Source organism: Bradyrhizobium sp. SZCCHNS2022 (assembly GCF_032377575.1).
GTDB lineage: Bacteria > Pseudomonadota > Alphaproteobacteria > Rhizobiales > Xanthobacteraceae > Bradyrhizobium > Bradyrhizobium aeschynomenes.
Genome location: NZ_JAUHHZ010000001.1, coordinates 1,850,025 through 1,875,531, shown reverse-complemented (window position 1 = coordinate 1,875,531; position 25,507 = coordinate 1,850,025). Strand labels below are relative to the sequence as shown.

The following is a 25,507-nucleotide window of genomic DNA, read 5'->3' as shown; positions in this document are numbered from 1 at the left end:
TCACATCCTGAACAGGCCGAACTTGGTCGGCTCGACCGGGGCATTGGCGGCGGCTGACAATCCGAGACCGAGCACGAGGCGGGTGTCGGCGGGATCGATCACGCCATCGTCCCACAGCCGCGCCGTTGCGTAATACGGATTGCCCTGCGCCTCGTATTGCGCGCGGATGGGCGCGCGGAATTTCTCTTCCTCTTCCGCGGGCCAGCTCTCGCCCTTGGCCTCGATGCCGTCGCGGCGGACCTGGCTCAGCACCATCGCCGCCTGCTCGCCGCCCATCACCGAGATGCGGGCGTTCGGCCACATCCACAGGAAGCGCGGCGCATAGGCGCGGCCGCACATGCCGTAGTTGCCGGCGCCGTAGGAGCCGCCGATCACGACGGTGAATTTCGGCACCGAGGCAGTCGCGACCGCCGTCACCAGCTTGGCGCCGTCACGGGCAATCCCGCCCGCCTCGTATTTCTTGCCGACCATGAAGCCGGTGATGTTCTGCAGGAACACCAGCGGGATGTTGCGCTGGCAGCACAGCTCGATGAAGTGCGCGCCCTTCAGCGAGCTCTCGCTGAACAGGATGCCATTGTTGGCGATGATGCCGACGGGATAGCCGAAGATGTGGGCGAAGCCGCACACCAGCGTCTGGCCGTACAGCTTCTTGAACTCGTCGAATTCGGAGCCATCGACCACACGGGCGATGATGTCGCGGACGTCGAACGGCTTGCGGCCGTCGACGGGCACCACCCCGTAGATCTCCTCGGCCTGATAGCGCGGCTCGCGCACCTCGCGCATGTTGAGCGCAGTGCGCGCCCCCGGCGGCTTCAAGGTGCCGACGATGCGGCGCGCGATGCCGATGGCATGCGCATCGTTCTGCGCGTAGTGATCGGTGACGCCGGATTGGCGCGAATGCACGTCGGCGCCGCCGAGCTCCTCAGCGCTGACGACCTCGCCAGTGGCGGCCTTCACCAGCGGCGGGCCGCCGAGGAAGATCGTGCCCTGATTGCGCACGATGATGCTCTCGTCGGACATCGCCGGCACGTAGGCGCCGCCCGCCGTGCAGGAGCCCATCACGATCGCGATCTGCGGAATACCCGCCGCCGACATCTGCGCCTGGTTGAAGAAGATGCGGCCGAAATGCCGCTCGTCGGGAAAGATCTCGTCCTGCAGCGGCAGAAACGCGCCGCCGGAATCGACCATGTAGACGCAGGGCAGATTGTTCTGCCGCGCGATGTCCTGGGCGCGCAGATGCTTCTTCACCGTCATCGGGTAGTAGGTGCCGCCCTTGATGGTGGCATCGTTGGCGACGACCATGCATTCGCGCCCCGCGATGCGGCCGATGCCGGTGACGATGCTGGCCGAGTGCACGTCGCCGCCATAGAGCCCGTGCGCGGCGAGCGGCGACAGCTCCAGGAACGCGGTGCCGGGATCGAGCAGCAGGTCGACGCGCTGGCGTGCCAGCATCTTGCCGCGCGACAGATGCCGCTTGCGCGAGGCTTCGCCGCCACCTTCGGACACCTGCGCGAGCTTGGTTCGCAGATCGGCGACCAGGGCCCGCATGGCGTCGGCGTTACGTGCAAAATCGGAGGATGAGGGATCGATCGTGGAATGAAGGGTCATGACCGGCGTCTTCGTTGCTGGGGCCGAATAGAAAGCCGTAGGAGCACGCGTCAGACCACGCGCGGCCGGAGCGAACGCCGCGAGCGCGGGTGTACCATCTTTGCCGGCATCCTGTCCTCCCTGCCCGTCTGCGGCCATCGGGGGCCGTCGATCGTTCTCGAATTAAACGATCATACGTTTTTAAATTCTATTCTCAAGCGGATTGTTGTATGATCCAAACAGAATGGCAGCCTATTGAGAAAACGAATGTTTTCATACTTCAGCGACGAAGGCCGATCGCGTCGGGCTCTCCGGAACGACGCCCGCAGGATGGCCGGGCGAGGCTGAGATGGCGCGCACGATCGGGTCCCATGGTCCGACCACGATGGAGGCGATCCGCAAGGCCGGCCTGCGGTTGATCTTCCAGCATGGCTACGAGGCCATGAGCCTGCGCCAGCTCGCCGCCGAGGTCGGCATCCAGCCCGGCTCTCTCTATAACCACATCAGCACCAAGCAGGAGCTGCTGGCGGACCTGATCCAGGACCACATCAACGATCTTCTGCGCGAGCTCGAGACGGCGCTGCACGACAAGGAGGGTGCGGTCGAACGTCTCAGGGCGTTCGTCGCCTTTCACGTCAGCTATCACATGACCAGGAAGCGCGAGGTCTTCATCGCCAATTCGGAGCTACGCAGCCTCGACCCGCGCAACTATGAGGCGGTGGTGGCGCTGCGCGGCGCGTATGAGCAGCGGCTCGCCGGGATCCTCACCGATGGCGTCGCGGAAGGCGTGTTCGACGTCGACGACGTCCAGGTCGCAACCTTTGCCATCATTGCCCTGCTCACGGGCCTGTGCAGCTGGTATCGTCCCGGAGGCCGGTTGACCAAGGATGCGATCATCGCCGCCCATGAAAAGCTCGTGTTGTCCGGAGTCATGCCACGGAGCGCAAAGCCATCACCCGGCGGCCGCGACGGCACCAAGACGGAATAGGCACAGGCGGCGATGACGGAGCGCCCCGACCTCGACGAGATCGACCGCAGGATCCTCCGGGAGCTGCAGGCCGACGGCCGCATCCGCATCAACGAGCTCGCCGACCGTGTCGGCATCTCCCATCCGAATTGTCTGCGCCGCGTCCGCGCGCTGCGCAGCAGCGGCGTGATCAAGGCGGTCCGCGCCACCATCGACGAGCGGCGGCTGGGCTATGAGGTCGTGTCTTTCGTGACGATTCAGCTGGAGAGCCAGCACCAGACGGCGCTGGGAGCATTCGAGGCCGCGATCATGCCGCTGCCCTTGGTTCAGCAATGCTGGCGGATCTCGGGAGACGCGGATTTCCTGCTGAAATGCGTCTCGACCGGGGTCGAGGGAATGAGCCGGCAGCTGCGCCAGTTTGCCGCCCTGCCCGGCGTCCGCGCGATCCGAAGCTTTCCATCGCTCGGCCAGTCCAAAGACGAGCCCCTGCCGATCCCGGGCCGAGATGGTCCGCCCGGCTGAGCCTCGAGGGCACAGCAGGCCGTCCGGTCGGTCGGCCGGAATCAGGGGGTGAGAATCAGTGCGTCCAAGGCTCGCCGCGGCGGAACGAGAAATTGTCGGCGTAGGCAATCTGCCGCTTCACCGGCTCCTTCGGCTCGATCACCTGGTAGGGAATGCCCTTGCGCTCGCAATAGGCAATCGCTTCGTCCTTGCTGTCGAAACGCAGGGTCAGCTGCTGCTTCATGTCCGACGAGGACGTCCAGCCCATCAGCGGCTCGACCGCGCGGGGCTGCTCCGGCTCGTAATCCAGCTGCCAGTCCCGGGTCTTGGCCTTCCCGGATTGCATGGCGTTCTTGGCCGGCTTGAAAATGCGTGCGGTCATGGCTGGAAGAGCCCCTGGAAGCTGCGGTCGTCAGGCGTTTGGCGGAAACGGCCGGGATGGGGTACACGCAACCTTCAGCACGGAACGGTGATTCCCATCCTGGACGTGACCGTCTATCGTGCCCCGTATAGTCATTCTGCCGTCCCGTGACAATCTCGGTCGACTGCCACGGCGCCTCCTGCTCCCAAACGTTCCTCATTCAAAACAGCGCGTTGAAGCGGCCATGAAAATCAATGCCACGCTGCCCGAGAGGGGGCGCGACCTTCGGCTGGACCTGTTTCGCGGAATCGCCAACTGGGCGATCTATCTCGACCACATCCCCGACAATGTGGTGAACTGGATCACGACCCGGAACTACGGCTTCAGCGACGCCGCCGACCTGTTCGTCTTCATCTCCGGCTATACCGCCTCGTTCGTCTATGCGCGGATGATGATCGACCGCGGCTTCATCGTCGGCGCAACGCGCCTGACCAAGCGGGTGTGGCAGCTCTACGTCGCCCACATCGTGCTGTTCGTCATCTACATCGTGGCCATCAGCTATCTGGCGACGCGGTTCGGCGTGTCCGAGATCATCGACGAGTTCAACGTCGCAGGCCTCGTCGACCATGCCAGCGATACCCTTGCGCAAGGCCTGATCCTGAAGTTCAAGCCGGTCAATCTCGACGTGCTGCCGCTCTATATCGTGCTGATGGGGTTCTTCCCGCCGGTGCTGTGGATGATGCTGCGCCAGCCGGATCTGACGATGATCGCCTCGATCGTGCTGTGGCTCGTGGCGCGCCAGATGGGCTGGAATTTCGCCGCCTATCCGGCCGGCACCTGGTACTTCAATCCGTATTGCTGGCAGGTGCTGTTCGTGTTCGGCTCCTGGTGCGCGCTCGGCGGCGCCCGCCGTTCGATGGGCATCATCATGGCGCCCGCGACACTCTATTTCTGCCTCGCTTATCTGCTGCTCGCGCTGATCATGACGATGGCGGGCCGCTTCCCGGACTACGGCACGATGATGCCGCACTGGCTGTATTCGGCGTTCAACCCGAACGACAAGACCAATCTCGCGCCGTACCGCTTCCTGCATTTCGTGGTGATCGTGATCCTGGTCATCCGCTTCGTGCCCAAGGAATGGCCCGGGCTGGAATGGAAGGGCTTCGATCCGCTGGTCGTATGTGGCCAGCAGTCGCTCGCGGTGTTCTGCGTCGGCGTATTCCTGTCCTTCATCGGACACTTCACGCTCATGCTGAGCTCGGGCTCGCTGCTGGCACAGATCCTGGTCAGCGCGGCCGGAATCGCGATCATGACGACGGTGGCCTATTACATTTCGTGGTCGAAGCGGCAGGACAAGCCGCTGCCGAAGCCGGCGGCCGCGAAGCCCGCCGCACCGACCTCAGCCGGCGTCGAGGGGCGTATCGGTGAGCGGCCCGTCGGTTGACCTGCATCAAGGGCGCTCGAGACGGGCCCGCTAAGGTCCGCAGCACAAGAGCTGCCGCATCCGCAGCGCGCGCTTCCCGCGAGCGCGCCGATTGCAGCGCGGCGATTTGCTGACGAGTTTGCTGACAAGGACCAGATCATGTCGACCCATTTCCATGCCGTCGTGTGGCTCGATCACAGCGAGGCCAAGCTGTTCCATATCGGCCTCACCGGCTCCGACGAGCTGACGCTGCATCCGCACCTGCAGACCAAGCATCTGCATCACAAGGCGAACGCCATCGGCAGCGGCCACGCCGCTCCCGACAAGCATTTCCTCGAGGAGATCGCCCACGCGCTCAACGACGCCGGGGAGATCCTGATCATCGGTCCGGCCAGCGCCAAGACCGAGCTTGCCAAGTACCTGCACGAGAAGCATCCTGCGGTTGGAAAGCGCATCGTCGCCGTCGAAGCAGCCGATCATCCGACCGATCGCCAGATCGTCGCCTATGCCAAGCAGCACTTCAAGATGGCGCCGCCGCGCGTGGCGACCGGCACTGCGGGCTAAATTGCGCCGTCGTCCCGTCGCAGGGTCCGCTCGATCATGGACATGCTGACGCCGGACGATGCCAACGCCATCAACATCACGCCGGACGTTCATCACGGCCGGCGTCGCGTCCCCTGGTCCGGGCTGATCTCGATCATCCTGATGCTGGCCGCCCTTGCCGGTTTGGCTGCGTGGTGGCTGCGCGGACCCGTCATCACCACAACACGCATCACCCGCGGCACCGCGGCCGAGATCGTTTATGCGACCGGCGCGGTCGAGCCGGAGACGTGGTCGCGGACCACGCCCCTGGTGCGCGGCCGCATTGTCGAGCGCTGCCGCTGCGAAGGCCGGCAGGTCAAGGCCGGCGACCTCCTGGCGCGGCTCGATGACAAGGAGGCGCAGGCCACCTTGAACGATCTGCGCGCACAGGAGGACTTCCAGCGCCACGAATTCGAGCGGCAATCGCAGCTGCTGGCCCGGGGCGCCGCGACCTCGCAATCCTATCAGCGCTCCGAGAGCGACCTCGCCCGCATCCGCGCTCAGATCGCGGCGCAAAGCCAGCGCCTGGACTACTACAAGCTGGTCGCACCGATGGACGGCATCGTCCTCAAGGAGGATGGCGAGGTGGGCGACGTGGTCGATCCCGGCACCATCCTCTACCGCGTCGGCCTGGAGAAGCCGCTCTGGGTCGTGGCCGACGTCAACGAGGAGGACATCCCCCGCGTCCAGGTCGGCCAGAAGGTGCTGCTGCGCACGGATGCGTTCGGCAATCAGGCTCTGGCCGGCACGGTGAAGCAGATCACGCCCGCCGGGGATCCCGTCGCCAAGACGTTCCGGGTCCGGATCGGCCTGCCCGACGACACGCCGCTGCGGGTCGGCATGAGCGTGGAGGCCAACATCGTCAGCCGCGAGGAGGCGGACGTGCTGCTCGCCCCCGCCAATGCGGTGGTGAGCAACAGCCTGCTGGTGATCGCCGGCGACCGGGTGCACCGGCGCAAGGTCCGGATCGGCATCCGTGGCGCGGCGGCTGTGGAGATCATCGAGGGCGCACAGGAGGGCGAGCTGGTGGCATCGCCGGCGACCGCCGACATCAGAGACGGTGAACGCGTCCGGCCGCAGGCCGAGACCGCACTGCCATGAAGCTCGTCCTCAGCATCGCCTGGACCCATGTGCGCCATCGCGCCCGGCAGACCCTGGTCGCGATCGCCGGCGTCATGACCGGCGTGGCGTTCTCGGTGATGATGGCCGCGATGATGGAGGGATCACAGGACGACTTCATCCGCACCCTGGTCGACGCCCTGCCGCACATCTCGATCACCGACGAGCTGCGCCGGCCGAGCCGGCAGCCGGCGGATCAGGTCTTTGCGGCAGCCGAATTCCACGGCCTGATCCCGAACGTGCGCCGCCCCGGCATCAAGAACCCGATGGCGACCATCGCCTCGTTGCAGAGCTGGGTCCCCGGCGCGCTGACGGCGTCGGTGCAATCCAAAGCCGTGCTGCGCTACGCCGGCCGCAATCTGACCGTCTCGATCATCGGCATCGACCCGCATACCGAGCGCGAGGTGTCGACGCTGGCCAGCCACATGCGCCAGGGCAACCTCAATTCCCTGTATCGCTCTTCGCACGCGATCCTGCTCGGCGACCGGCTTGCGGCCAAGATTGGTGCGCGGGTGAACTCCAACCTCACCCTCGCCTCGGCCCAGGGCGTGAGCATGAACGCCACCGTGGCCGGCACCTTCCATTCCGGCTTCCGCGCCACCGACGAGACCACCGGCTATGTGCTGCTGCGCACTGCGCAGATCCTGGAGCGCCAGACCGGCATCATCAACGAAATCCGTATCCGCACCAACGATCCGATGCAGGCGCGGCTGATCAGCGAGCGCATCGGCGAGCAGACCGGCTACAAGGCGATTTCCTGGCAGGAGGCGCAGGAGGACCTGCTGTCGGCGATTACGCTGCGCAACGTGCTGATGTACACCATCGTCGGCGCCATCCTGCTGGTGGCAAGCTTCGGCACCTACAACATCATCTCCACCATCACCCACGAGAAGACCCGCGACATCGCGATCCTCAAATCGCTCGGCTTCCGCGACCGGACCATCCGCGCCATCTTCATCGTCGAGGCGCTGCTCATCGGCCTGACCGGCGCCGCCCTCGGCTGGGTGTTCGGCTATCTCCTGACCCGCGGGCTTGCCTCGCTCGAGTTCAAGACGCCGTTCTCCGACTACAACCACCTGCCGGTGCTGTATTCGCTGAAACATTATCTGCTTGCCGGCGCCGTCGCGCTGGTCTCGAGCCTCGTCGCCGGCTACTTCCCGGCCCGCGCCGCGGCGCGTCTGCATCCGGTCGACATCATTCGGGGCGCGACGTGAGTCCGCCGCTGATCGAAGCGCGCAAGATGACCAAGATGCTGCCGGGCGAAGTGCCGGTGACGCTGGTCGCCGACATCGATCTGGCGATCGCGCCGCGCGAGTTCATCGCCATCACCGGCCCGTCCGGATCGGGCAAGTCGTCCCTGCTCTATCTGCTCGGCCTGCTCGATTTACCGAGCCGCGGCGACGTGCTGATCGACGGGCGTTCGACGACCGCCATGAGCGAGGAGGACCGGGCCGAGGTGCGGCTGTCGCGACTCGGCTTCGTCTTCCAGTTTCATTTCCTGCTGCCGGAATTCTCGATCGCGGAGAACGTCGCCCTGCCGATGCGCGCGCTCGGCCGGCTGACGCCGCGCGCGATCAGCCAACGCGCCGAGGAGCTGCTGACCTCGCTCGGTCTTGCCGACCATCTGCGCAAGACGCCGGACAAGCTGTCAGGCGGCCAGCGCCAACGCGTGGCGGTCGCGCGCGCCCTCGCCAACGACCCACCCGTGATCCTCGCCGACGAGCCGACCGGCAGTCTCGACACCGCCGCGACCGCGCAGGTGTTCGGCATCCTGCGCGATCTGGTCCTGCTCAGGGGCAAGACCGTGGTGGCCGTCACTCACGACCTCAACCTCGCCGCCCAGATGCAACGGCGCGTGCACATCATCGATGGTCGGCTGGCGCAGGACGAGCTGACGCGCTGAGCTCTCGGTGCATCAATCCCGCCGCAACATTCGGCAGGTTGAGCCGGACACGCCGCAAGCCGTTGATTTGATTTAGCGCAAAGACGCATGTTTCGGATTCAGATGATGTGAGGGCTGGCGGATGTTCCTTCCCCGGATTCACCCGCACCACTTCGGATGCTCCCGGGTCTTGCCGCTGCGGGAGCATCCGGACTTTTTTTGCAAAAGCCGCGCTTCGATCGCATGTGCAGCTCGACGCCGGCACGCCTCCCGCGCGATGTCCCTACCCGGTATCCGCAATATCGTGAGTCTCAGCACGGGAAGCCGCACGCTGCCTGCTACGTACGGGCAGACCGAGCCGCACGGGGAATTGGTCGGGGCAGCTGGATTCGAACCAACGACCTGCAGTACCCAAAACTGCCGCGCTACCAGGCTGCGCTATACCCCGATGCCCTCGGGACCACCGTCCCGGAAGGACTAGGTCACTACACGGTCGCGGCTCCGGCAGCAAGACCGCGGACAGCGCCATCGAAGGACCGGGCCCAGTCGCTCCGGCAGGGAAACGGTAAAGTCCAAGAAGGGCCTGCCTGACGACCTCCAGGAATGGCAAAGCCCCGGACCCGGGGCTTTGCAAACTCGGCCAGATACGCCTGGCTCAGTGCGAGGACAGTGCCGGAGACCCCGTCTCCGGATGAATCTCCGCCGCCATCATGCCCTTCGACCCCGGCCCATAGCGGACCAGCACCCACTGGCCGGGGCGCAGCTCGGTCATGCCGAAGCGGCGCAGGGTCTCCATGTGGACGAAGATGTCCGGGCTGCCCTCGCCGCAGGTCACGAAACCGAAACCGCGCAGGCGGTTGAACCACTTGACCTGGGCCCGCTCCAGCCCGCTGGTCGGCGTCACCGTGACATGGGTGCGCGGCGGCAGCATCTGCGCCGGATGGATCGCCGTCGACTCGTCCATCGAGACGATGCGGAAGGCCTGGTAGCCCTTGGCGCGCTGGACGCATTCAACCACCAGACGGGCCCCCTCATAGGCGGTCTGGTAGCCGTCGCGCCTGAGCACCGTGACGTGCAGCAGAACGTCCGGCCAGCCATTGTCTGGAACGATGAAGCCGTATCCCTTCGAGGCATCGAACCATTTGATGACGCCGCTGATTTCGACGAGGTTCTCGCCTAGGCCAGCAAGCGCATCGATCGCCGAGTCGCGCTCGACACCGCTCTGATAGTCAGCCCCGAGCCGGCTTGGTGTAGTAACACCAGCAACCGGTACCCCAAGCTTCTTGGACTCAAATCCGTCCGACCCCATAACCCCGGACCTCACAGATGAATTGTGAGCCGCCACCCCTGCAACGGCGCCCTGCGCGTGCTCATCACTTATACCCTCGACGAGTCACGCGAATCTCTCGAATCAAAGATAACATTCCCTCGTGCCGCGCATAGACAAAAATCGGATTCAGTGAGGCATATGAACAGACTTGCCGACAAAAATGCATCAATTTCCGTTCAATTACGGACGAATGGTCCGAGCACTTCACCGATGTCGAAGCGAATGACGAGGTCTGCAACGTCGTCCTGATCGGTCGGTTCCCGATTGATGATCGCGAGTTGCGCACCCGCCTGCTTTGCCATCAATGGAAAGCCCGCCGCCGGCCACACCACCAGCGATGAACCGATGGCGAGAAACAGATCGCAATGCTGCGCAAGCTCGGTCGCGCGCTGCATCTCGGCCTCGGGCATCGCCTGACCGAATGAGACCGTCGCCGTCTTCACCGGTTCGGCGCATTCCGGACAATCGGGCGCGGCGCCACCGGTCTCGAAGCGCCGCTGCACCCAGTCGAGCTCATAGCGCTGCCCGCATCCGATGCAGCGCGCATAGGTGGTGTTGCCGTGCAGCTCGATGACATGATCGGCGGCGAAGCCGGAGTCCTGATGCAGGTTGTCGATGTTCTGGGTGATGACCGCCGGGATCTTGCCGGCCCGATAGAGTGAGGCGAGAGCACGGTGGCCGCGGCCGGGCCGCGCCGCGGCAAATGTCTCCTGCATCGCGAAGCGCCGCCGCCACGCCTCGTCCCGCGCGTCCTGGCTGGCAACGAACTCGTCGAAATGGATCGGGCGGTTGCGCGTCCACAGCCCGCCCGGGGAGCGGAAGTCGGGAATGCCGGTCTCGGTTGAGATGCCCGCACCCGTAAACGGGACGATGACCTTCGCGCCCGCGATCATGTCGCCCAGGCGGTTCACGCCGTCCTGCAGATTGGACGCAATCATCAGCGGCCGCTCCGATGCATCTCGGTTGGCATCATTCTCCTCCCCTTCATAGCACGTTCGGGACTGCCGGGGCCGGCGCCGCCCCTGCGTCGTTGAGCCACCCGAGCGCACGCGGAACTCTTCCGCATCGCGCTGCAAGCGGAACGAGTCTCGAACCTCGGATTCTCCTATGAGGCGGCATCCCGCCCCTGCTCTCCCCAGCTAAGCCGTCGGACGTCGCGCGACCAGGCGGACTCTCCGCAATCACGCCGCAATCAGGCATCCACATCTCGCCAGCGATTCGCCAGGAAGTTTGTCACGCGTCTCATGGCTCGTTTCGCCGGATAGCGACCGGAGCAGAGAGGATCCGTGGCCCAGAAAGAGACGCAGGACGATCGGCGCACCCAGGAGCGTGCCGAGATCACGGCAAGGATTGCGCGATTCAAGTCGACACAAGAGAGGTTCGCGCGCGAGCGCGAGGAATATGCGCGGCAAGCCTGGCGCAAAGCCCAGCGTGGCGAGGCTGCCGAATAGCGAGCCTTGCGTACGGATGAAAGAAAAGCCCGGAGGCAGTGCCGTCCGGGCTGTTCTTCTCATCCCTGGCGCTCGCGCCTACCAGTGATGACGCCAGTAGTGATGGCGATGATAGTAGGGTGCGCCGTAATAGGCATACGGGCCGGGTCCATAGACGTAACGCGGGCCATACCCATAGTAGCCGTAGCCCGGGCCATAGTCATAGGGACGCGAGGCCGCGATCGCGCCCGCGGTCAGCGCTCCCGCCGCCAGGCCGAATGCGAGCCCGGGCCCGAGGCCGCGCGCTTGTGCAGGCGCGGGCGCGGCCAGTGCGGTGGCGGCGACGGCACCTGCTGTCGCCAGAACGGCCAATGTCTTTCTCAGCATGATGACCTCCAATTCGAATGCGTCCAAACAACGCAGTCGGCAGCGAATTGGTTGCAGCTGGAGGTACCGTGACTGCGGGAACCGAACACCCTCCCCGGATGTTGGAGAGGGTCGAGGTGGAGTGGACATGGCGTCTTGGCTGGAACTTCTGTTCAACATCATCGGCTATGGCGGCTTCGTCGTGATCGCCTCGCGGCACCATGCGCCGGCGTCCATCGATGTGCGGGAGCGTCACGTAGATGCACCCGGCGTGGATGCCGACGGCCTCTGACATTGCACGCAGCCAGCCAAGCTTCTCCACAGGTCATCCGCAGCATATACACAGCCCCGGACGGTCCGCTTTAGCGCCGCCCGATCAACGGCTTGGTGCGCAATATCTGCAGAATTGTCCACATCCTGCGGGGCGCACTTGCGAGCCCGCCCTTCGCCCGCGGGATGCCTGCCGCTGCCGCTCGCGCCCGCGCTGCGGCGTCGGATCCGGCTTCACGAAATGCCTTGAACCTTCTGGTGCCTGCCCAAGACACATCAATACTGGGGATTTCAGGGCCCAGTCTTCGAGGGTAGCGCCACGCGACGAAGATATTCCGTCGCGCTGGCGCTGCTGTCGTTTCAGCTCGGCCGCTGCGCCATGCCATCGACCGATCCCGCAAGGATCCACCCGGCCATGTCGTCAAAAAAAGAGGCCCCCTCTTCAGGGAGCCTCTGATTGCGATCGGCAACCGTGGAAGGTCGGATCAGGCGACCGCGTCCTTGGCGGCCTTGACCGGGCGGGCGCGCACGATCTTGCGGGCCGGCTTGGCCTTGAACATCATCTCTTCGCCGGTGAAGGGGTTGGTGCCCTTGCGCGCCTTGACGGCCGGCTTCTTGACGACGACGAACTTGGCGAAGCCCGGCACGAGGAACACGCCGTTCTTCTTCAGCTCCTTGTGGCCGACGTCGGTGAGCGTCTCCATGACGTTCTTGACGTCGCGCTTGGACAGCTCGGTGGAGGTCGCAATCTTCTCGATCAACTGCGACTTGGAAAGTTGGGTAGCCATCGTATCTCCTCGTGATTGGTACCGGGTGATTGGTACTGATGAATGACGTGACGACTGCGCGGCTATCAGCGCATTGCTGCGCAGACTGGTCGGGGCTTTCTGGCTGCATTGCACAGCCGGGACTTCAGTCGTCTGGTGGCGTATCACCCCGCGATTTTCGGGATTGTCCTGCATTTCAAGGGGCCCCGAAGCACCCACAGCGGCGCCAAAATTCCAACGGAGCGCGAAGAAGTCAAGCTGCGATGGCGATCGAACGGAGCATGCGATTCATTTTCCCCTATATTTCCAGGCATTTTCGACGCTCCTGCGTGATTTTGGCCGCACACGAGCGTCGAAAAGCGCTGAAAAGCCTGCATGCGGCGGCATCGCGCCGTTCATTCGTCGTCGCGAATCACTGCCAAAATAGCGATTCGCCAGCATTCCGCGCCGCTGGCTCGGCGCGCAAACCCAGTAAAGCTACGCATCGAGCGGATCACGATCCGGCGCGAGCCGACATGCCTCGATCACAGGCGTGATGCGCGAAAGAACCAATTGCTGCTATGGATCGACGTCCACAGGCGGCGGTCGATCATCCGCTGCAAGTTCAGGGAGAGAAGAAACGATGCGTTATCTTCACACCATGCTGCGCGTGCGCAATCTCGACGCCGCGCTCAAATTCTATTCCGATGCGCTGGGCCTCAGGGAGGTGCGCCGGATCGACAACGACAAGGGACGCTTCACGCTGGTGTTTCTCTGCGCACCCGAAGATGAACATCTGCTGAAGAGCCTGCCGCCGACGCGCGGCGCACCACTGGTCGAGCTCACCTACAATTGGGATGAGGAAAGCTATGGCGAGGATCGGTTCTTCGGCCACCTCGCTTATGAGGTCGACGACATCTACGCCACCTGCGATCGGCTGATGAAGCTCGGCATCACCATCAACCGGCCGCCGCGCGACGGCAACATGGCCTTCGTCCGCTCGCCCGACCTGCACTCCATCGAGCTGTTGCAGAAGGGCGAGCCGAAGGCGCCCGCCGAGCCCTGGCTGTCGATGCCGAACACCGGACATTGGTAGGCCGCTCGCCAGCATCATCCGGCCGGAACATCGAGCCCACCCTCGCGTTGTCGCTCCGATTGACGGAGAGCATATGAGGAGGCCGAGATGGGTCGTGGAATTCTGTTGTGGTTGTTGGGCGTGCCGATCCCGGTGATCATTCTGCTGTGGCTGTTCTTCGGCCGCTGATCGCCGCGAACGATACGTTAGACGGAAAAGCCCCGCTTCGAGCGGGGCTTTTTGCGTAACATGAGCTAACGTCGATGCCCATGCGAACGCCGGGACAGGAGCCGAACGTGTCCGACAACAAACTGACGATCTGGGGCCGCCCCAACTCGGTGAACGTACAGAAGGTGCTGTGGTGTCTCGCCGAGCTCGACCTCGCGCATGAGCGGATCGACGCCGGCATGCAGTTCGGCCGCAACAACGAAGCCGACTATCTCGCCATGAATCCGAACGGCCGCATTCCGACGCTGGTCGACGGTGATTTCGTGCTGTGGGAGAGCAATGCGATCATGCGTTATCTCTGTCTGGCGCATGGCAAGGGCACCCCGCTCTATCCGGCCCTGCCGCGCCACCGCGCCGGCATCGAGCGCTGGCTGGACTGGACCTTGTCGACGGTGCAGCCGATCGAGCGGCCGCTGTTCTGGGGCCTGGTGCGAACTCCGCCCGCGGAGCGCGATATGCTTGGGCTGCAGAAGGCTGCCGACGAGGCCGCGGCGATGTGGCGCATCCTGGACGCGCATCTGGCGACGCGAAGCTATGTCGAGGCCGAGAGCTTCACGCTCGCCGACATCGCGCTCGGCGCCTATGCGCGGCGCTGGTTCGGCGTCGAAGGCGTCGCCAAGCCGGAGCTGATCAACCTGGCGCGCTGGTACCACGTCATCGCGCAGCGCCCGGCCTTCATCCGCCACATCGCGCCGCCGCTATCGTGAGGGCGTCAGCGCCCGACCGCGGTACCCGTCTCGAGGCGCAGGGCTCCGCCGACTTTCATGCAGGTGTCGGTGCCTTCGACGCGGACGAAATTGGCGCCGTAGGATGCGCAGGGATTTCGAGCGACCGCGGCGGGACGGGATGCCGGCTTGTTGCTTGCCGCGGCCTTGGGTGTCAGGAGCGATGACCCCGGCGCGCCCGCAGACGCGGGGAGCGGCGCGACGGCCAACCATGTGACGATGCCGAGGATGAAAGACCTGCACATATCAGCTTGATAGCGCGTCGGTCGGGAGAACGCGACGGCGCGATGTGCTACTTCCCGATGAACTTGACGCCGACCGAGGCGCCGCGGCGCCAGACCACCTGGCACAGCCGGCCGGTGCGCGCGTCGCGCGCGAAGGCGAGCCGGATGGTCGCCGGCAGAGCCGCGGCATCCTCCAGGGTCAGCCGGGCGCCGGCACTCGAAATGTCCTGGACCAGACAGTGCCGCACCGCGAATCCACCCTCCAGCGTGATCCACGCCGGTTGCTTCATCGATTTGCGGGCTTCCCGCTTCTTGGGCGCGGCCATCATCCTGCTCCTGCTCGCCCGTTGCAGTACGGCAAGGACCCTAATGGACGGTTGACTGGACCAAACAGGCCGCCGCCGACCGACCGGAAGCCCGGCCGTCGATCAATTTGCGAATGGTGAGGGATGACCGTGCGAAGTGGCGCTCCCTAGCGGAATCGAACCGCTCTCTCCACCGTGAAAGGGTGGCGTCCTAACCGATAGACGAAGGGAGCCTACGTACGATGCTGCCAGGGGTAACTCCCCCAACACCACCGCCGCCTGCACGCATTCGGCAAAACCTTCAGCAAATCAGCGAGTTGAGGCTGAGATCTGCGAGGTCGGCCGAACCACCGAAGATGATTCCGTGCCGCGCGCGGCCGAACGTATAGAGGCGTTTGTCCGCCCGGGCAAGCCGCCCCTTGCACGTCTTTACCGGCCGCCTCGTGCCATGCTCAACGCGCCGCAAACAAGGGAGAGATCCCGTCCGTGTCGATATAGACGATGCCGTCCTCGACCTTCAGCGGATACTGGGCCAGCGCGCTCTCCGGCGGGTGCACGGGCTGGCCGGTCAGTGCATCCCAGGTCCAGTTGTGCACCGGACAGCTCAGCAGGCGGCCGTCGAAGCCCGCCTCCTCCATCGGCGCCGCGGTATGCGGGCACACGCCCTGAAACGCCTTGAGCTCACCCTCGTCGGGCCAGGCCAGGATGATCAGCTGGGCGTCGGCGATGACGAGGCGCATGCCGCCTTCGTCGATCGTGTCGGCCTTGCAGACGCGGGTGAACATGCGGGCCTCCTCGTTGTGGTTTGCACCATGGGCCAACGAAGCAAGACGCGTTCCGCGGATCGCTTCGTGCCCACGGCAACAGCCCGGGCTGGCACCCTTCTTGCGACACCCGATGCCGGGATCGCGTTGGCCGTCGCACCGTGTCGCAAAGGCGACAGGGCGTGCGGCCGAGGGCAAGTGGCGGCAGCGGAGTGCGACATGACCGACATGACCGAGCTGAGGACACGCAAGGAGCCGCTCAACCTCGCGATCGTGCATGTCGACCCCGACGCCTTCATCGCCAACCTGATGGGCTGGCTCGAGATTACGGCCTTCATCAAGGCGCAACGCGCCGGCGAGGCTGTCGTGCCCGCCGACGGCAAGACACCGGCTTTGACGGCTGCGCAGCTGAAGAATGGCGGCGTCCACGAGGTCGGCAACGACGCGCTGTTCGCCTTCGCGATGACGGCGGCATTGAAGGGCGACAAGCCCGCGGTCGACAAGGTCGAGACCGCCCTGCGCGACAGCATGGGTCAGGATTTTCCGGGGTCGTTCGCGCTGTGGCACTTCCGCGCTGCGATCGATGCGCCGACCACGCTCGACGATTTCGTCGGCCAGGCGGGCAAGAAGATGCTGGCGGGCGATCTGCCGCCGCCCCCCTTGCGCGCCAAGGAGTCCTGGAGCGCCGGACTTCGGTTCTTCGAGAAGGCGCGCAAGTCCAACTTCGTCCACGAGATCATGTATCCGCTGGCGAAATGGACGCGGGCGCGCTGGACCGAGACCGCCGAGAAAGGCGTCGCCTTCCTGCATCACATCGAGGACAACGTCCCGGTGCTGCGCGAGGTGCTCGAGGAGAAGCGCAACGACCAGGCGTTCATCGCCAACGTCCTGCTGCGGCTGGCGCCCGCCGTCGACATGGAGCTGAACGAGGAATATCAGGGATTTCTGCGCTCGCTGGCGCGGCGCAACTGACGGGACACCCCGCCGTCAGCTCGGTCGTGTAGCGGGCGAATTGCGATGGTGGGCTTTGCGACACGCGCTTTTTGACATACGGCGGCAAAAAGGCCGGCGGGCATTACGCCGCCGACCTTTTGTCGCGACTGCCGGCTCCGGCTGGCCGGTTCCGTCGCACTCCTGGGGGAGTACACGGACAGGGTCGCGCGACCTGGTTAACGATTTCCTAACGGCGGCAGCCGTGCGCGTACGGAGAACTCCGGTCAGCTCAGCAGCAATGCACGCTTCTTCTCGCGCCGCAGCTTGAGCTCCTGACAACCGGAGAGCCGGACCAGCTCCTGCGGGTGCATGTCGTAGCCGTGGCTGCCATAGAGATTTTGCTGCGCCATCGGAACCTGCGCCGGCCGGCCGGCCGCGTCGGCGGTCAGCGTATCCCGGGACGGTGAACCACGGACCGGTTCGATCCCTGTCCTCAAAGCGGTCATCGCCAACTCCGTGAAAGAGTGCCTGCCCCCGGCCTGGAACTATAGCCCTCTGCCGGCGCGGCGCAATTGGGACAAAATGCCATCAGCGACCGGCGCGGGCCTGCTCCGCCTCCTGCTCCCAGCGCAGGATCGACCGCTCCAGACTGTGGAATTTCTCGGCGACGTCGCCGTCGAACAGCGGGTCCTTGCGGTCGGACATGCGGGCGTCGATGTCGGCCCAGTCCTCGGCATGCAGGGCGCGCAAGGCCGCAGGAAACAGCAGCGTCTCCTCCTTGCGCAGATGCTCGCGCTGGCTGTCGATGAACTGCAATACGGCCGCGTGGAAGCTCTCGCGCAGGATCTCCTGGTCCGACAGCACCGCGTTCACCGCCTCGGCAAAGCCGCGCAGCCGCTGCGCCTCGCTGTCGTGCTCGTCGTCGACGTCGCCATAGGTGGCCGCCGCCGCGGGATCGCGCGCGCGCAGCTTGGCGAAGATCATCTCCTCCTTGGGATGATGACAGCGCTGCGGATAGTCCTCGAAATAGGCGATGATGCTTTGCAGGATGTCGTAGTCGGGCTTCCGGTTGTGATCGAACAGCTCCAGCTCGTGCTCGAGCACCGAAAGAAGCTTCTCGAGATTCTCGTGCTCCTGCAGCAGCGCTTCGATGATCTTTGCCATGGCGGTCTCGCCTTTGAGCCGGCCGGGACTGCCGAACCGGCATGCTCCCCTGATCGCAAAAGAATACGCCCGCGCGAGCGCGGGCGGCATTGCGGCAGATCAAACTGACACGGCGACATGACAGGCCGGCGGGACAGCCCTTACTCCGCGGCCATGGCCTGCGGCGCACGCGGCAGGCCGAGCCTGTCCCAGACCTCGACCAGCGCTTCGGCAAGCGCGTCGATCAGGCCGTCATCATGGTAGGGCGACGGGGTGATGCGCAGCCGCTCCAGGCCGCGCGGCACGGTCGGGTAGTTGATCGGCTGGATGTAGATGCCGTGCTCGGCCAACAGCAGATCGGACGCCGTCTTGCACTTCTCGGGATCGCCGACATGCACCGGCACGATGTGGGTATCGGAGGGCATCACCGGCAGCCCGGAGGCGTTGAGCACGGCCTTCAGCCGCGCGGCGCGGTCCTGGTGCCGGTCGCGCTCCCATTGTGAGGTCTTCAAATGGCGGATCGCGGCGGTCGCGGCGGCGCAGACCGGCGGCGGCAGCGCGGTGGTGAAGATGAAGCCCGGCGCATAGGAGCGCACGGCGTCGATCAGATTGGCGTTGGCGGCGATGTAGCCGCCGAGGCAGCCGAACGCCTTGGCCAGCGTGCCCTCGAGGATGTCGATGCGCGCCATCGCGCCGTCGCGCTCGGCAATGCCGCCGCCGCGCGGACCGTACATGCCGACCGCATGGACCTCGTCCACGTAGGTCAGCGCGTTGTAGCGCTCGGCCAGGTCGCAGATGCGATGCAGCGGCGCGACGTCGCCGTCCATCGAGTACAGGCTCTCGCAGACGATCAGCTTGGGCCGGTCCGGATCGGCCTGACGCAGCAGCTCTTCGAGATGAGCGAGATCGTTATGCCGCCAGACCTGCTTCTCGGTGCCGGCCTTGCGAACGCCCTCGATCATCGAATTGTGGTTCAGCGCATCCGACAGCAACAGGCAGTTCGGCAGCAGCTTTGCGATCGTCGAAATGCCGGTCTCGTTGGAGACGTAGCCTGACGTGAACACCAGCGCGGCTTCCTTGCCGTGGAGATCGGCGAGCTCGCGCTCGAGCTCGATCAACGGATGGTTGGTGCCGGCGATGTTGCGGGTGCCGCCGGCGCCGGTGCCCATGCGCGCGGCGACATCGACCATCGCCCCGATGACTTTGGGATGCTGGCCCATGCCGAGATAGTCATTGGAGCACCAGATGACGACGTCCTTCGGCCCCTCCGGGGAATGCCAGATCGCGTGCGGAAAGCGGCCGGCGAGGCGCTCCAGATCGGCGAACACGCGATAGCGGCGCTCCTGGTGCAATTGATCGAGGGCGCGGTCGAAATAGCTGTCGTAGGTCTTCACCTGATCCGTCCTTCCCCTGCCCCGCAGCCCGACGTCACCGGTTCCGCGAGCCCTTTTCGAGGTTTGTTTCGGGCGTGGACCAAAGCGCAGTTCTGCGCGGCCTTCGTTGATCCAGATCAGGTATTGGGCAGGTTGCCGGGCATCCGGACCGGCTCAGGGCTGGTGGGATTGGCTGCGTCGGCGATGTCGAGTCGGAGCGACGCGCCGGTGTCGAGAAACGCGGACAGAGCCGCCTCGTACGGCGCGGGATCGAGGCCGCGGCCGGCCAGCCATTGCGGCTCGTAATAGGTCTGGCGGTAGCGCTCGCCGGAATCGCAGATCAGCGTGACCAGCGAGCCGGTCCGCCCCTCCTGCCGCATCTCGGCAGCGAGCCGGCACAGCGCCAGGAAGTTGGTCCCGGTCGAGCCGCCGACCGGACGGCGCAACCGCCGCGTCAGCACGTTCATCGCCGCGATCGAGGCGGCGTCCGGCACCTTCATCATGCGGTCGACCACGCCGGGCACGAAGGACGGCTCGCAGCGCGGACGGCCGACGCCCTCGATCAGCGACGGCCGGTCGCAGGTCTTGGCGCAATCGCCCGAGCAGAAGGCATCGAAGAACGCCGAGTGCTCGACATCGGCGACGCACAGTCGCGTCGGATGGCGGCGGTAGCGCAGATAGCGCCCCATCGTGGCCGACGTGCCGCCGGTTCCCGCGCTCATCACGATCCATTCGGGCAGCGGACAACGCTCGCCCTGCAATTGAGTGAAGATCGACTCGGCGATGTTGTTGTTGCCGCGCCAGTCAGTGGCACGCTCGGCGAAGGTGAACTGATCCATGTAATGTCCGCCGAGCCGGCTCGCGAGCGCTGCCGCCTCGGCATAGAGCGCGCGGCCGTCGTCGATCAGGTGGCAATTGCCGCCATAATGCGTGATCGCCGCGATCTTTTCCGCCGAGGTCGTGCGCGGCATGACGGCATAGAACGGCACGCCGATCATCTGCGCGAAGTAAGCCTCGGACACCGCGGTCGAGCCCGAGGAAGCCTCGACGACCGGCGTGCCCTCACGGATATGGCCGTTGCACAGCGCGTACAGGAACAGCGAGCGCGCCAACCGATGCTTGAGGCTGCCGGTCGGGTGCGTCGATTCGTCCTTCAGGTAGACATCGATGCCGGCGAGCGCGGGCACGATCAGGCGGATCAGATGGGTGTCGGCGGTCCGGCACTGGTCGGCCTCGATGGCCGCCACGGCGTCGTCGACCCAGCCGCGGCGATAGCACGGGCCACAGGGGCTGGAAGGTGACCAAAGCGGCGAATTCATTGCGGCAACCGACCATGATCGCTTGCCGGCATCAAGCCCGTCGGTCCGATCACGCGGAGCAAGCTGGGGGCAAATGGCTCGGCGCCAACGATTCGCAAGTCCCCGCCCCCGCCGCGCCCCCCTCCAGGGCTCCCGCCCGGCGCGCAGCGCGAGGCAGGCGCACGCGCGCGCCTCGGCAGGAATTTTGAATGACGGCGACAATGGTCAAACAAATGCACACTTTCGCGACGAAGTATGGCCAGGCATCAGTCGACCCGGCGCGACCGCGATCGACCCATGCATGCGGGCGCACCGAGCCCGCTCCGAGGGGCACCATGAGAGTTGTTTCGATCATCCTTGTTGCGTGTGCAATCAGCCAGGCTGCCTCGGCAGAGGGCCTGGAATGCCGGCGTGTCGCCGATCCGACCCCGCGACTGAGCTGCGTGGAGACACCGACCACCGCGCAGGCGCCGACGACGTCGCGCACCGACGCCTGGACGCCGGTCGAGCCGCGGCGGGAGACCCCGCGCGAGGTCGATGGCGCGACTGCGCGAGGCTCGCGGACGCGCTGAGGCGGGCGCCCTGGGACTCCCTCCGGCTGGCGGGACGGCCGCGTGAGGTCCGCTCCGTCGATGCCTTGATGTGCGGCCGTTTTTGCCGACATGTAGGTCGTGGCTCGCAGCCACGGACCGACGTCGCCCCCATGCCGGGCGCGGCAGGTGACGAGTTGGTTCGGCCAGCGGCACGGGATGATTGGAGACCATGGCCTACCTGCCCTCGCAAATGACCCTGCTCGAAGCGCTTGCGACCGTGATCGGCACCGCTGCCATCGCCCCTGCGCTGCTGATCCTGTGGCTGGTGGTGGCCGCCGGGGACAATTCCGGTCCGCCGCTCAAGATATGGACCGCATTCCTGCTCGGGGCAGCCAGCGTGTTGCTGCTCGGCATCGTCAGGATCCCGTTCCAGCACGTCGGATTGTCGCTGGAGAACCCCTGGATTGCACAGGCCGTCCGGGCCCTGTTCACCGTCGCTCTCCCCGAGGAGATCGCCAAGGTGGCCGTAATCGCGGCGCTATGGTCGCGGCGCCGCCAGGTCGGCAACGCCATGGATACGGTGTTCTATGGCGCTGCGGTCGGCCTCGGCTTCGCGGCCTATGAGAACCTCGCCTACCTCGTCCAGCACGCGGAGATGTGGCGCTCGCTGGCGATCCTGCGCAGCGTGCTCACCGTGCCGTTCCATGGCGCGCTCGGCATCATCGCCGGCGCCTATCTGGCGATCGCCCGCACCTCGACGGCGCTCGGCGCCAACCGGCACAACCGCGACTGGGCGCGGATGTCGAGCTGGGCGCTGGTGCTGGCCGCCCCCGTGGCGCTGCATGCGGCCTTCGACTATCCGTTGCTGCTGCTGCAGCGGGCCTCCAATCTCGATCCGACCTCACGGCTCTGGCTCGGCGGCGTCAGCGTCTTGATCGGCTTCTCCTCGATCGGGCTTGCCGTGCGGCTGGTGCGCCGGGTCGCCCATCACCACACACCGCGCACCGAGGTGGCGAAGGCCCGGCTCAGCCAGTTGCGCCGGATGTGGGCGCTGCTGCTGCTCGGCGGCGCGGCCGGCTTCATTGGTCTGGGCTTCGTGCTGACCTCGATCCGGCACTGGCTGCTCAACCCCGATCGCAACGTCGCCGGCGTTCTGGTTCCCCTGGGGCTGACGGCGATCCTGCTCGGGGTCGCCCTCCTGATTGTCACGACCACCATCTATGTCTTCGGCCGCAACCGGATGCGGACGACGGCATAGACAGGAGCGAGGCCGAACCTCAATCGCTCTATGGCGCCAGATCAAACGTAGCTGCCCACCCTGTCGACGGAGACGAACCCGCTGTGGGCCGGGACGAGACCCGCGGCGATGATCGTGCCGGTGGTATCGGCCAGATCGTAAGTCACCACCGTGCCGCCCATGACGAAGAACGGGATCGCCGAGCTCAGGAAGGTCCAAAGGCTCTTTCGCGTATAGTAGCTCGCAACGCCGGCGCGGACATCGACCGACAACAGCAACGTCTTAGGATCCAGAAGCAAGTCGTACTGGGCTTTCTCCTGCAGGATCTTGCTCAACAACACGATCCCCTTGGCATCGGCTGCGCCAAGCGAGGCGATGAACTCCTCGGCCTTGGCGATTGCCTTTCGGAGGGTGGCGGCAGCCTGCTCGTAGGTCTTGGCTGCAGCCTTCAGGATGTCGTTCCTGGCCTCGTCGGGCCCTGCGCCGGCCTCCGCAGTGGTCCTGGCGCTCGCGGCAAGTCGATCCGCGGCCGCGCCCGCCTTCGCAACCAGATCCGCCACGATCTTCAGCGTCGACTGCAGCCCCTGCGTCGGCGGGATGCAGCGGCTGGGGAGCACGACCACCACGTCCTTCGCCAGCAGCGCGTTGGCAACCGCCGCGATCAGCTGTTCGGCGTCCGGGCTCAGCGCGATCGGCCCGACCTCGACATTGCTCAGAAAGTAGCTGCCGAGCTTGGCGACGGCGTCGAGCGCGACTGCGGCCGTCGTCAGGATCGGAGGCGCCACCGACACCGCTGCCACGTCGCTTGACCCGGCCTGACCGACGGCCCGGTCTGCATCGGCCCGCAGCCGAGCCGCCTCGTCATGCGCCGCCGCGAAGACCCGCTCGATCAACGCCTGTTGGAGGACGAACTGACGATAGTTGACGAAATGCTCGGTGCCTTGCCGAATGAGAATACGCCGTTGCGGCGCTTTGGCCGTGACCACTTCGGCGATGGTCGCCGCAACCTGCCTCATGGCGCCCGCGGCCAGCAAGGTCGCCTCGCCCTTGCCTGCCTCGGGCTTGAGGGTCAGATCGCCAGCGATGCCGCTGGCGGGGACGGCGCCGATCAGCGCCTGGGCCGACGCCTGGTCAGCGCTCTTGGTGCTGTCCGCGAGCGCCTTCCTCGCATCTGCCACGGCCTTCTGATTGTCGAGTCGCTCCTTCTCGGCCTTGCTCGCTTCCAACGCCGGATCGGCCGGCTTCCGTGCATCGGCCAGGGCCTTCTCCGCCTTGACGCGCTCGAGCTCGGCCTTCGCGAATTCGGCCTCGGCCTTCGCCTGGGAGGTCTTCTGTGTCAGTTCGGCAGTCGGATCTGCGCTCATCCTGGCCCCTCCCTGTAGCGGGTGCGCGGCTGCTCTCACGCGCCGGAGATAGTGCAGCGCGCCCGGCACGAAATCAACTATCAGTTGTATTTGGCCAAAGTCTGTGCTGGATTTGCCGGGCGCCGCAATGCATCTGGGAGGAGGGCCATGTCGCTGCCATTCGCCAACCGCGAATTCGTCTTCACCCAGCCCGATGGCACCAAGCTCAAGGTTTTCGGCACAGGAAATCAGCACCAGGCGACGTTCAAGACGGCCGACAACTTCACGGTCGTTCGAAATCCGGCCTCCGGCTATTATGAATATGCGCGCAGGGACGTGACCCAGCACCCGGCGCCGAGCGGCATCGTGGCCGACGCGGTCAATCCCCTCAGCGCCGGACTACGTCCTGATCTCAAGCCGCCAGCTCCTCACGGGATCAGCGCCTACGTCTCCCCTGGGCTGCCGCGCTCGCCGTCACGCTGGCAGGTCCGCCGCGACCAACATCGCCTGCGCATGCTGGCGGATGCCGTCAATGGCGCGACACCAGCGCCGCCGCAGCGGCAGACGGTCGGGACCTTCATCGGCCTCTGCCTGCTCGTGGAGTTCGACGACGAGCCAGCCGTCATCCCGCAGGTCGGAGTCGACAATTTCTGCAATCAACCGGGCTATCGCGGCTACGGCAACAACGGCTCGGTTCGAGACTACTTCTTCGACGTTTCGGACGGCAAGCTGACCTATACAAACATCGTCGCGCCCTGGTACAAGGCCAGCAAGCCGCGAACGTATTACACGGATGAGAGCGTGCAGTATCCGCTGCGGGCACGCGAGCTCATTCTCGAAGCGCTGGCGCATCACATGAATAACGGCTTCGACTTCAGCACGCTCTCCGCGGACGATCAGAAGTTCATCTATGCCGTCAACGTCTTCTATGCTGGCACGCGGGTGAACAACTGGTCGCAGGGACTTTGGCCGCACTCGTTCCACCTGCAGGCGCCGATCCAGCTCGCACCCGGAAAGTTCGCCAACGACTATCAGATCACCGACATGTCGACCGAGCTGACGCTCGGCACGTTCTGCCATGAGAACGGACATATGATCTGCGATTTTCCCGACCTGTATGACTACGGCAATGAATCGCGCGGCGTCGGCTCCTATTGTCTCATGTGCGCCGGACCCAACGTCGATCCCAAGAACCCGCCCGAAGTCGGCGCCTATCTCAAGCATGCGGCAGGGTGGGCGTCCAAGGTGACGCCACTCGCCGCTGGCGCCACCTGCCGGTTGTCAGCCGGAAAGAACGAATTCGGCCTGTTCCGCCGCAACAGGACTGAGTACTTCATCGTCGAGAACCGCGAACGCTCCGGTCGCGACACGAGCCTGCCGAGCGTGGGGCTGGCGATCTGGAAGGTCGACGAGGCGGGCAACAACAGCAGTGAGGCGATGACGCCTGCGTCGCATTACGAATGCGCGCTCATCCAGGCCGATGGTCGCGCGGACCTCGAAATGGGTGTCAACGATGGCGACGCGGACGATCTCTACGGCGAAGGCGGCAACTTCTCGTCGACGAGCACCCCGAACAGCAACTGGTGGGACGGGACGGCTTCCGGCTTGAGCATCGCCAGCATCAGTGCGCCGGGACCGACGATCACCGTGTCCCTATGACGGCCGCTTGCGACGGTCGCCATTTCGCAACGGGGCCGTACGGCCGGCCGATATCCCGACAGGGGACGGGCGCCGAACGCGGATATTGGCGAGATGCCGCGCA

Annotated in this window: 28 protein-coding genes and 2 tRNA genes; 15 read left to right on the top strand and 15 right to left on the bottom strand. The window is 65.4% G+C overall.

What is annotated here, in order from left to right:
- On the bottom strand, positions 1–1,608 hold the full coding sequence (locus QXZ94_RS08285; protein ID WP_315720005.1) for a carboxyl transferase domain-containing protein: 1,608 nt from the start codon (positions 1,606–1,608) through the stop codon (positions 1–3).
- Positions 1,609–1,936: 328 nt separating this feature from the next.
- Between QXZ94_RS08285 and QXZ94_RS08280 the strand changes: the two genes are divergently transcribed.
- Together QXZ94_RS08280 and QXZ94_RS08275 are read left to right on the top strand one after the other, a co-directional pair.
- Positions 1,937–2,575, top strand: a complete 639-nt coding sequence (locus QXZ94_RS08280; RefSeq protein WP_315720004.1) for a TetR/AcrR family transcriptional regulator — start codon at positions 1,937–1,939, stop codon at positions 2,573–2,575.
- A gap of 12 nt (positions 2,576–2,587) precedes the next feature.
- Positions 2,588–3,076: an Lrp/AsnC family transcriptional regulator gene (locus tag QXZ94_RS08275; RefSeq protein ID WP_315720003.1), complete on the top strand. Its 489-nt coding sequence runs from the start codon at positions 2,588–2,590 to the stop codon at positions 3,074–3,076.
- 55 nt (positions 3,077–3,131) lie between these two features.
- Here QXZ94_RS08275 and QXZ94_RS08270 read toward each other — a convergent pair whose 3' ends face one another.
- Positions 3,132–3,437 (bottom strand): ETC complex I subunit, encoded by a 306-nt coding sequence (locus QXZ94_RS08270; RefSeq protein WP_172109106.1) that lies wholly within the window; start codon positions 3,435–3,437, stop codon positions 3,132–3,134.
- 223 nt (positions 3,438–3,660) lie between these two features.
- Between QXZ94_RS08270 and QXZ94_RS08265 the strand changes: the two genes are divergently transcribed.
- The 5 genes from QXZ94_RS08265 to QXZ94_RS08245 all read left to right on the top strand — a co-directional run bounded on the left by QXZ94_RS08265 (position 3,661) and on the right by QXZ94_RS08245 (position 8,443).
- Complete coding sequence (locus QXZ94_RS08265) at positions 3,661–4,860, top strand: OpgC domain-containing protein (protein ID WP_315720002.1); 1,200 nt, start codon at positions 3,661–3,663, stop codon at positions 4,858–4,860.
- Between the two features lie 138 nt (positions 4,861–4,998).
- On the top strand, positions 4,999–5,403 hold the full coding sequence (locus QXZ94_RS08260) for a translational machinery protein (RefSeq protein ID WP_172109110.1): 405 nt from the start codon (positions 4,999–5,001) through the stop codon (positions 5,401–5,403).
- A gap of 36 nt (positions 5,404–5,439) precedes the next feature.
- On the top strand, positions 5,440–6,522 hold the full coding sequence (locus QXZ94_RS08255; protein ID WP_315720001.1) for an efflux RND transporter periplasmic adaptor subunit: 1,083 nt from the start codon (positions 5,440–5,442) through the stop codon (positions 6,520–6,522).
- Positions 6,519–7,754: an ABC transporter permease gene (locus QXZ94_RS08250; RefSeq protein ID WP_315720000.1), complete on the top strand. Its 1,236-nt coding sequence runs from the start codon at positions 6,519–6,521 to the stop codon at positions 7,752–7,754. The genes QXZ94_RS08255 and QXZ94_RS08250 overlap by 4 nt, the downstream gene beginning before the upstream one ends.
- Positions 7,755–7,780: 26 nt before the next feature.
- Complete coding sequence (locus tag QXZ94_RS08245; protein ID WP_315726147.1) at positions 7,781–8,443, top strand: ABC transporter ATP-binding protein; 663 nt, start codon at positions 7,781–7,783, stop codon at positions 8,441–8,443.
- 350 nt (positions 8,444–8,793) lie between these two features.
- Here QXZ94_RS08245 and QXZ94_RS08240 read toward each other — a convergent pair.
- The 3 genes from QXZ94_RS08240 to QXZ94_RS08230 form a co-directional block, all read right to left on the bottom strand.
- Positions 8,794–8,870, bottom strand: a tRNA-Pro gene (locus tag QXZ94_RS08240).
- 207 nt (positions 8,871–9,077) lie between these two features.
- The gene (locus QXZ94_RS08235) at positions 9,078–9,731 is read right to left on the bottom strand and encodes a cold-shock protein (RefSeq protein WP_172109115.1); all 654 of its coding nucleotides are present in this window, start codon (positions 9,729–9,731) and stop codon (positions 9,078–9,080) included.
- Between the two features lie 197 nt (positions 9,732–9,928).
- The gene (locus QXZ94_RS08230) at positions 9,929–10,690 is read right to left on the bottom strand and encodes an SIR2 family NAD-dependent protein deacylase (protein WP_315726145.1); all 762 of its coding nucleotides are present in this window, start codon (positions 10,688–10,690) and stop codon (positions 9,929–9,931) included.
- Positions 10,691–11,038: 348 nt separating this feature from the next.
- Here QXZ94_RS08230 and QXZ94_RS08225 point away from each other — a divergent pair, with 348 nt between their 5' ends.
- The gene (locus tag QXZ94_RS08225; protein ID WP_172109117.1) at positions 11,039–11,203 is read left to right on the top strand and encodes a hypothetical protein; all 165 of its coding nucleotides are present in this window, start codon (positions 11,039–11,041) and stop codon (positions 11,201–11,203) included.
- 78 nt (positions 11,204–11,281) lie between these two features.
- Here the strand turns inward: QXZ94_RS08225 and QXZ94_RS08220 are convergent, their stop codons facing one another.
- Entirely contained in the window at positions 11,282–11,566 is a 285-nt protein-coding gene (locus tag QXZ94_RS08220; RefSeq protein WP_315726143.1) for a hypothetical protein, read from the bottom strand.
- A gap of 130 nt (positions 11,567–11,696) precedes the next feature.
- Between QXZ94_RS08220 and QXZ94_RS08215 the strand changes: the two genes are divergently transcribed.
- Positions 11,697–11,840 (top strand): hypothetical protein, encoded by a 144-nt coding sequence (locus QXZ94_RS08215; RefSeq protein ID WP_315719999.1) that lies wholly within the window; start codon positions 11,697–11,699, stop codon positions 11,838–11,840.
- A gap of 463 nt (positions 11,841–12,303) precedes the next feature.
- On the opposite strand, the gene QXZ94_RS08210 is transcribed toward QXZ94_RS08215, so the two are convergent.
- Positions 12,304–12,606: an HU family DNA-binding protein gene (locus tag QXZ94_RS08210; protein WP_172109121.1), complete on the bottom strand. Its 303-nt coding sequence runs from the start codon at positions 12,604–12,606 to the stop codon at positions 12,304–12,306.
- A 601-nt stretch (positions 12,607–13,207) separates the two neighbouring features.
- Between QXZ94_RS08210 and QXZ94_RS08205 the strand changes: the two genes are divergently transcribed.
- Entirely contained in the window at positions 13,208–13,660 is a 453-nt protein-coding gene (locus QXZ94_RS08205) for a VOC family protein (protein WP_315719998.1), read from the top strand.
- A gap of 275 nt (positions 13,661–13,935) precedes the next feature.
- On the top strand, positions 13,936–14,574 hold the full coding sequence (locus QXZ94_RS08200) for a glutathione S-transferase family protein (protein WP_315719997.1): 639 nt from the start codon (positions 13,936–13,938) through the stop codon (positions 14,572–14,574).
- A 310-nt stretch (positions 14,575–14,884) separates the two neighbouring features.
- On the opposite strand, the gene QXZ94_RS08190 is transcribed toward QXZ94_RS08200, so the two are convergent.
- From QXZ94_RS08190 to QXZ94_RS08180, 3 genes are all read right to left on the bottom strand, one after another.
- On the bottom strand, positions 14,885–15,142 hold the full coding sequence (locus QXZ94_RS08190) for a PilZ domain-containing protein (RefSeq protein WP_172109129.1): 258 nt from the start codon (positions 15,140–15,142) through the stop codon (positions 14,885–14,887).
- A gap of 137 nt (positions 15,143–15,279) precedes the next feature.
- Positions 15,280–15,354: transfer RNA gene (locus QXZ94_RS08185), tRNA-Glu, on the bottom strand.
- Positions 15,355–15,573: 219 nt separating this feature from the next.
- A complete protein-coding gene (locus QXZ94_RS08180; RefSeq protein ID WP_315719995.1) occupies positions 15,574–15,906 on the bottom strand; it encodes a Rieske 2Fe-2S domain-containing protein in 333 nt (110 codons plus the stop codon).
- A 198-nt stretch (positions 15,907–16,104) separates the two neighbouring features.
- On the opposite strand from QXZ94_RS08180, the gene QXZ94_RS08175 reads away from it, so the two are divergent.
- The gene (locus tag QXZ94_RS08175; protein ID WP_315719994.1) at positions 16,105–16,857 is read left to right on the top strand and encodes a hypothetical protein; all 753 of its coding nucleotides are present in this window, start codon (positions 16,105–16,107) and stop codon (positions 16,855–16,857) included.
- 245 nt (positions 16,858–17,102) lie between these two features.
- Here the strand turns inward: QXZ94_RS08175 and QXZ94_RS08170 are convergent, their stop codons facing one another.
- The 4 genes from QXZ94_RS08170 to QXZ94_RS08155 form a co-directional block, all read right to left on the bottom strand.
- Positions 17,103–17,324 carry a hypothetical protein gene (locus QXZ94_RS08170; protein ID WP_315719993.1) on the bottom strand — a complete coding sequence of 74 codons (222 nt, stop codon included), beginning with the start codon at positions 17,322–17,324 and terminating at the stop codon, positions 17,103–17,105.
- Between the two features lie 82 nt (positions 17,325–17,406).
- Positions 17,407–17,982, bottom strand: coding sequence for a hemerythrin domain-containing protein (locus tag QXZ94_RS08165; protein WP_315719992.1), 576 nt, complete (start codon positions 17,980–17,982; stop codon positions 17,407–17,409).
- Between the two features lie 140 nt (positions 17,983–18,122).
- Positions 18,123–19,355 carry a 5-aminolevulinate synthase gene (gene hemA, locus QXZ94_RS08160; protein WP_315719991.1) on the bottom strand — a complete coding sequence of 411 codons (1,233 nt, stop codon included), beginning with the start codon at positions 19,353–19,355 and terminating at the stop codon, positions 18,123–18,125.
- Between the two features lie 116 nt (positions 19,356–19,471).
- The gene (locus QXZ94_RS08155; protein WP_315719990.1) at positions 19,472–20,653 is read right to left on the bottom strand and encodes a PLP-dependent cysteine synthase family protein; all 1,182 of its coding nucleotides are present in this window, start codon (positions 20,651–20,653) and stop codon (positions 19,472–19,474) included.
- Positions 20,654–20,967: 314 nt separating this feature from the next.
- Between QXZ94_RS08155 and QXZ94_RS08150 the strand changes: the two genes are divergently transcribed.
- Both QXZ94_RS08150 and QXZ94_RS08145 read left to right on the top strand, forming a co-directional pair.
- The gene (locus QXZ94_RS08150; RefSeq protein WP_315719989.1) at positions 20,968–21,204 is read left to right on the top strand and encodes a hypothetical protein; all 237 of its coding nucleotides are present in this window, start codon (positions 20,968–20,970) and stop codon (positions 21,202–21,204) included.
- Positions 21,205–21,394: 190 nt separating this feature from the next.
- Positions 21,395–22,423 carry a PrsW family intramembrane metalloprotease gene (locus tag QXZ94_RS08145; RefSeq protein WP_172131898.1) on the top strand — a complete coding sequence of 343 codons (1,029 nt, stop codon included), beginning with the start codon at positions 21,395–21,397 and terminating at the stop codon, positions 22,421–22,423.
- Between the two features lie 41 nt (positions 22,424–22,464).
- Here the strand turns inward: QXZ94_RS08145 and QXZ94_RS08140 are convergent, their stop codons facing one another.
- Positions 22,465–24,000 carry a hypothetical protein gene (locus QXZ94_RS08140; protein WP_315719988.1) on the bottom strand — a complete coding sequence of 512 codons (1,536 nt, stop codon included), beginning with the start codon at positions 23,998–24,000 and terminating at the stop codon, positions 22,465–22,467.
- On the opposite strand from QXZ94_RS08140, the gene QXZ94_RS08135 reads away from it, so the two are divergent.
- Positions 23,914–25,404 (top strand): M6 family metalloprotease domain-containing protein, encoded by a 1,491-nt coding sequence (locus tag QXZ94_RS08135; protein WP_315719987.1) that lies wholly within the window; start codon positions 23,914–23,916, stop codon positions 25,402–25,404. The genes QXZ94_RS08140 and QXZ94_RS08135 overlap by 87 nt on opposite strands.
- Positions 25,405–25,507: the final 103 nt, after the last annotated feature.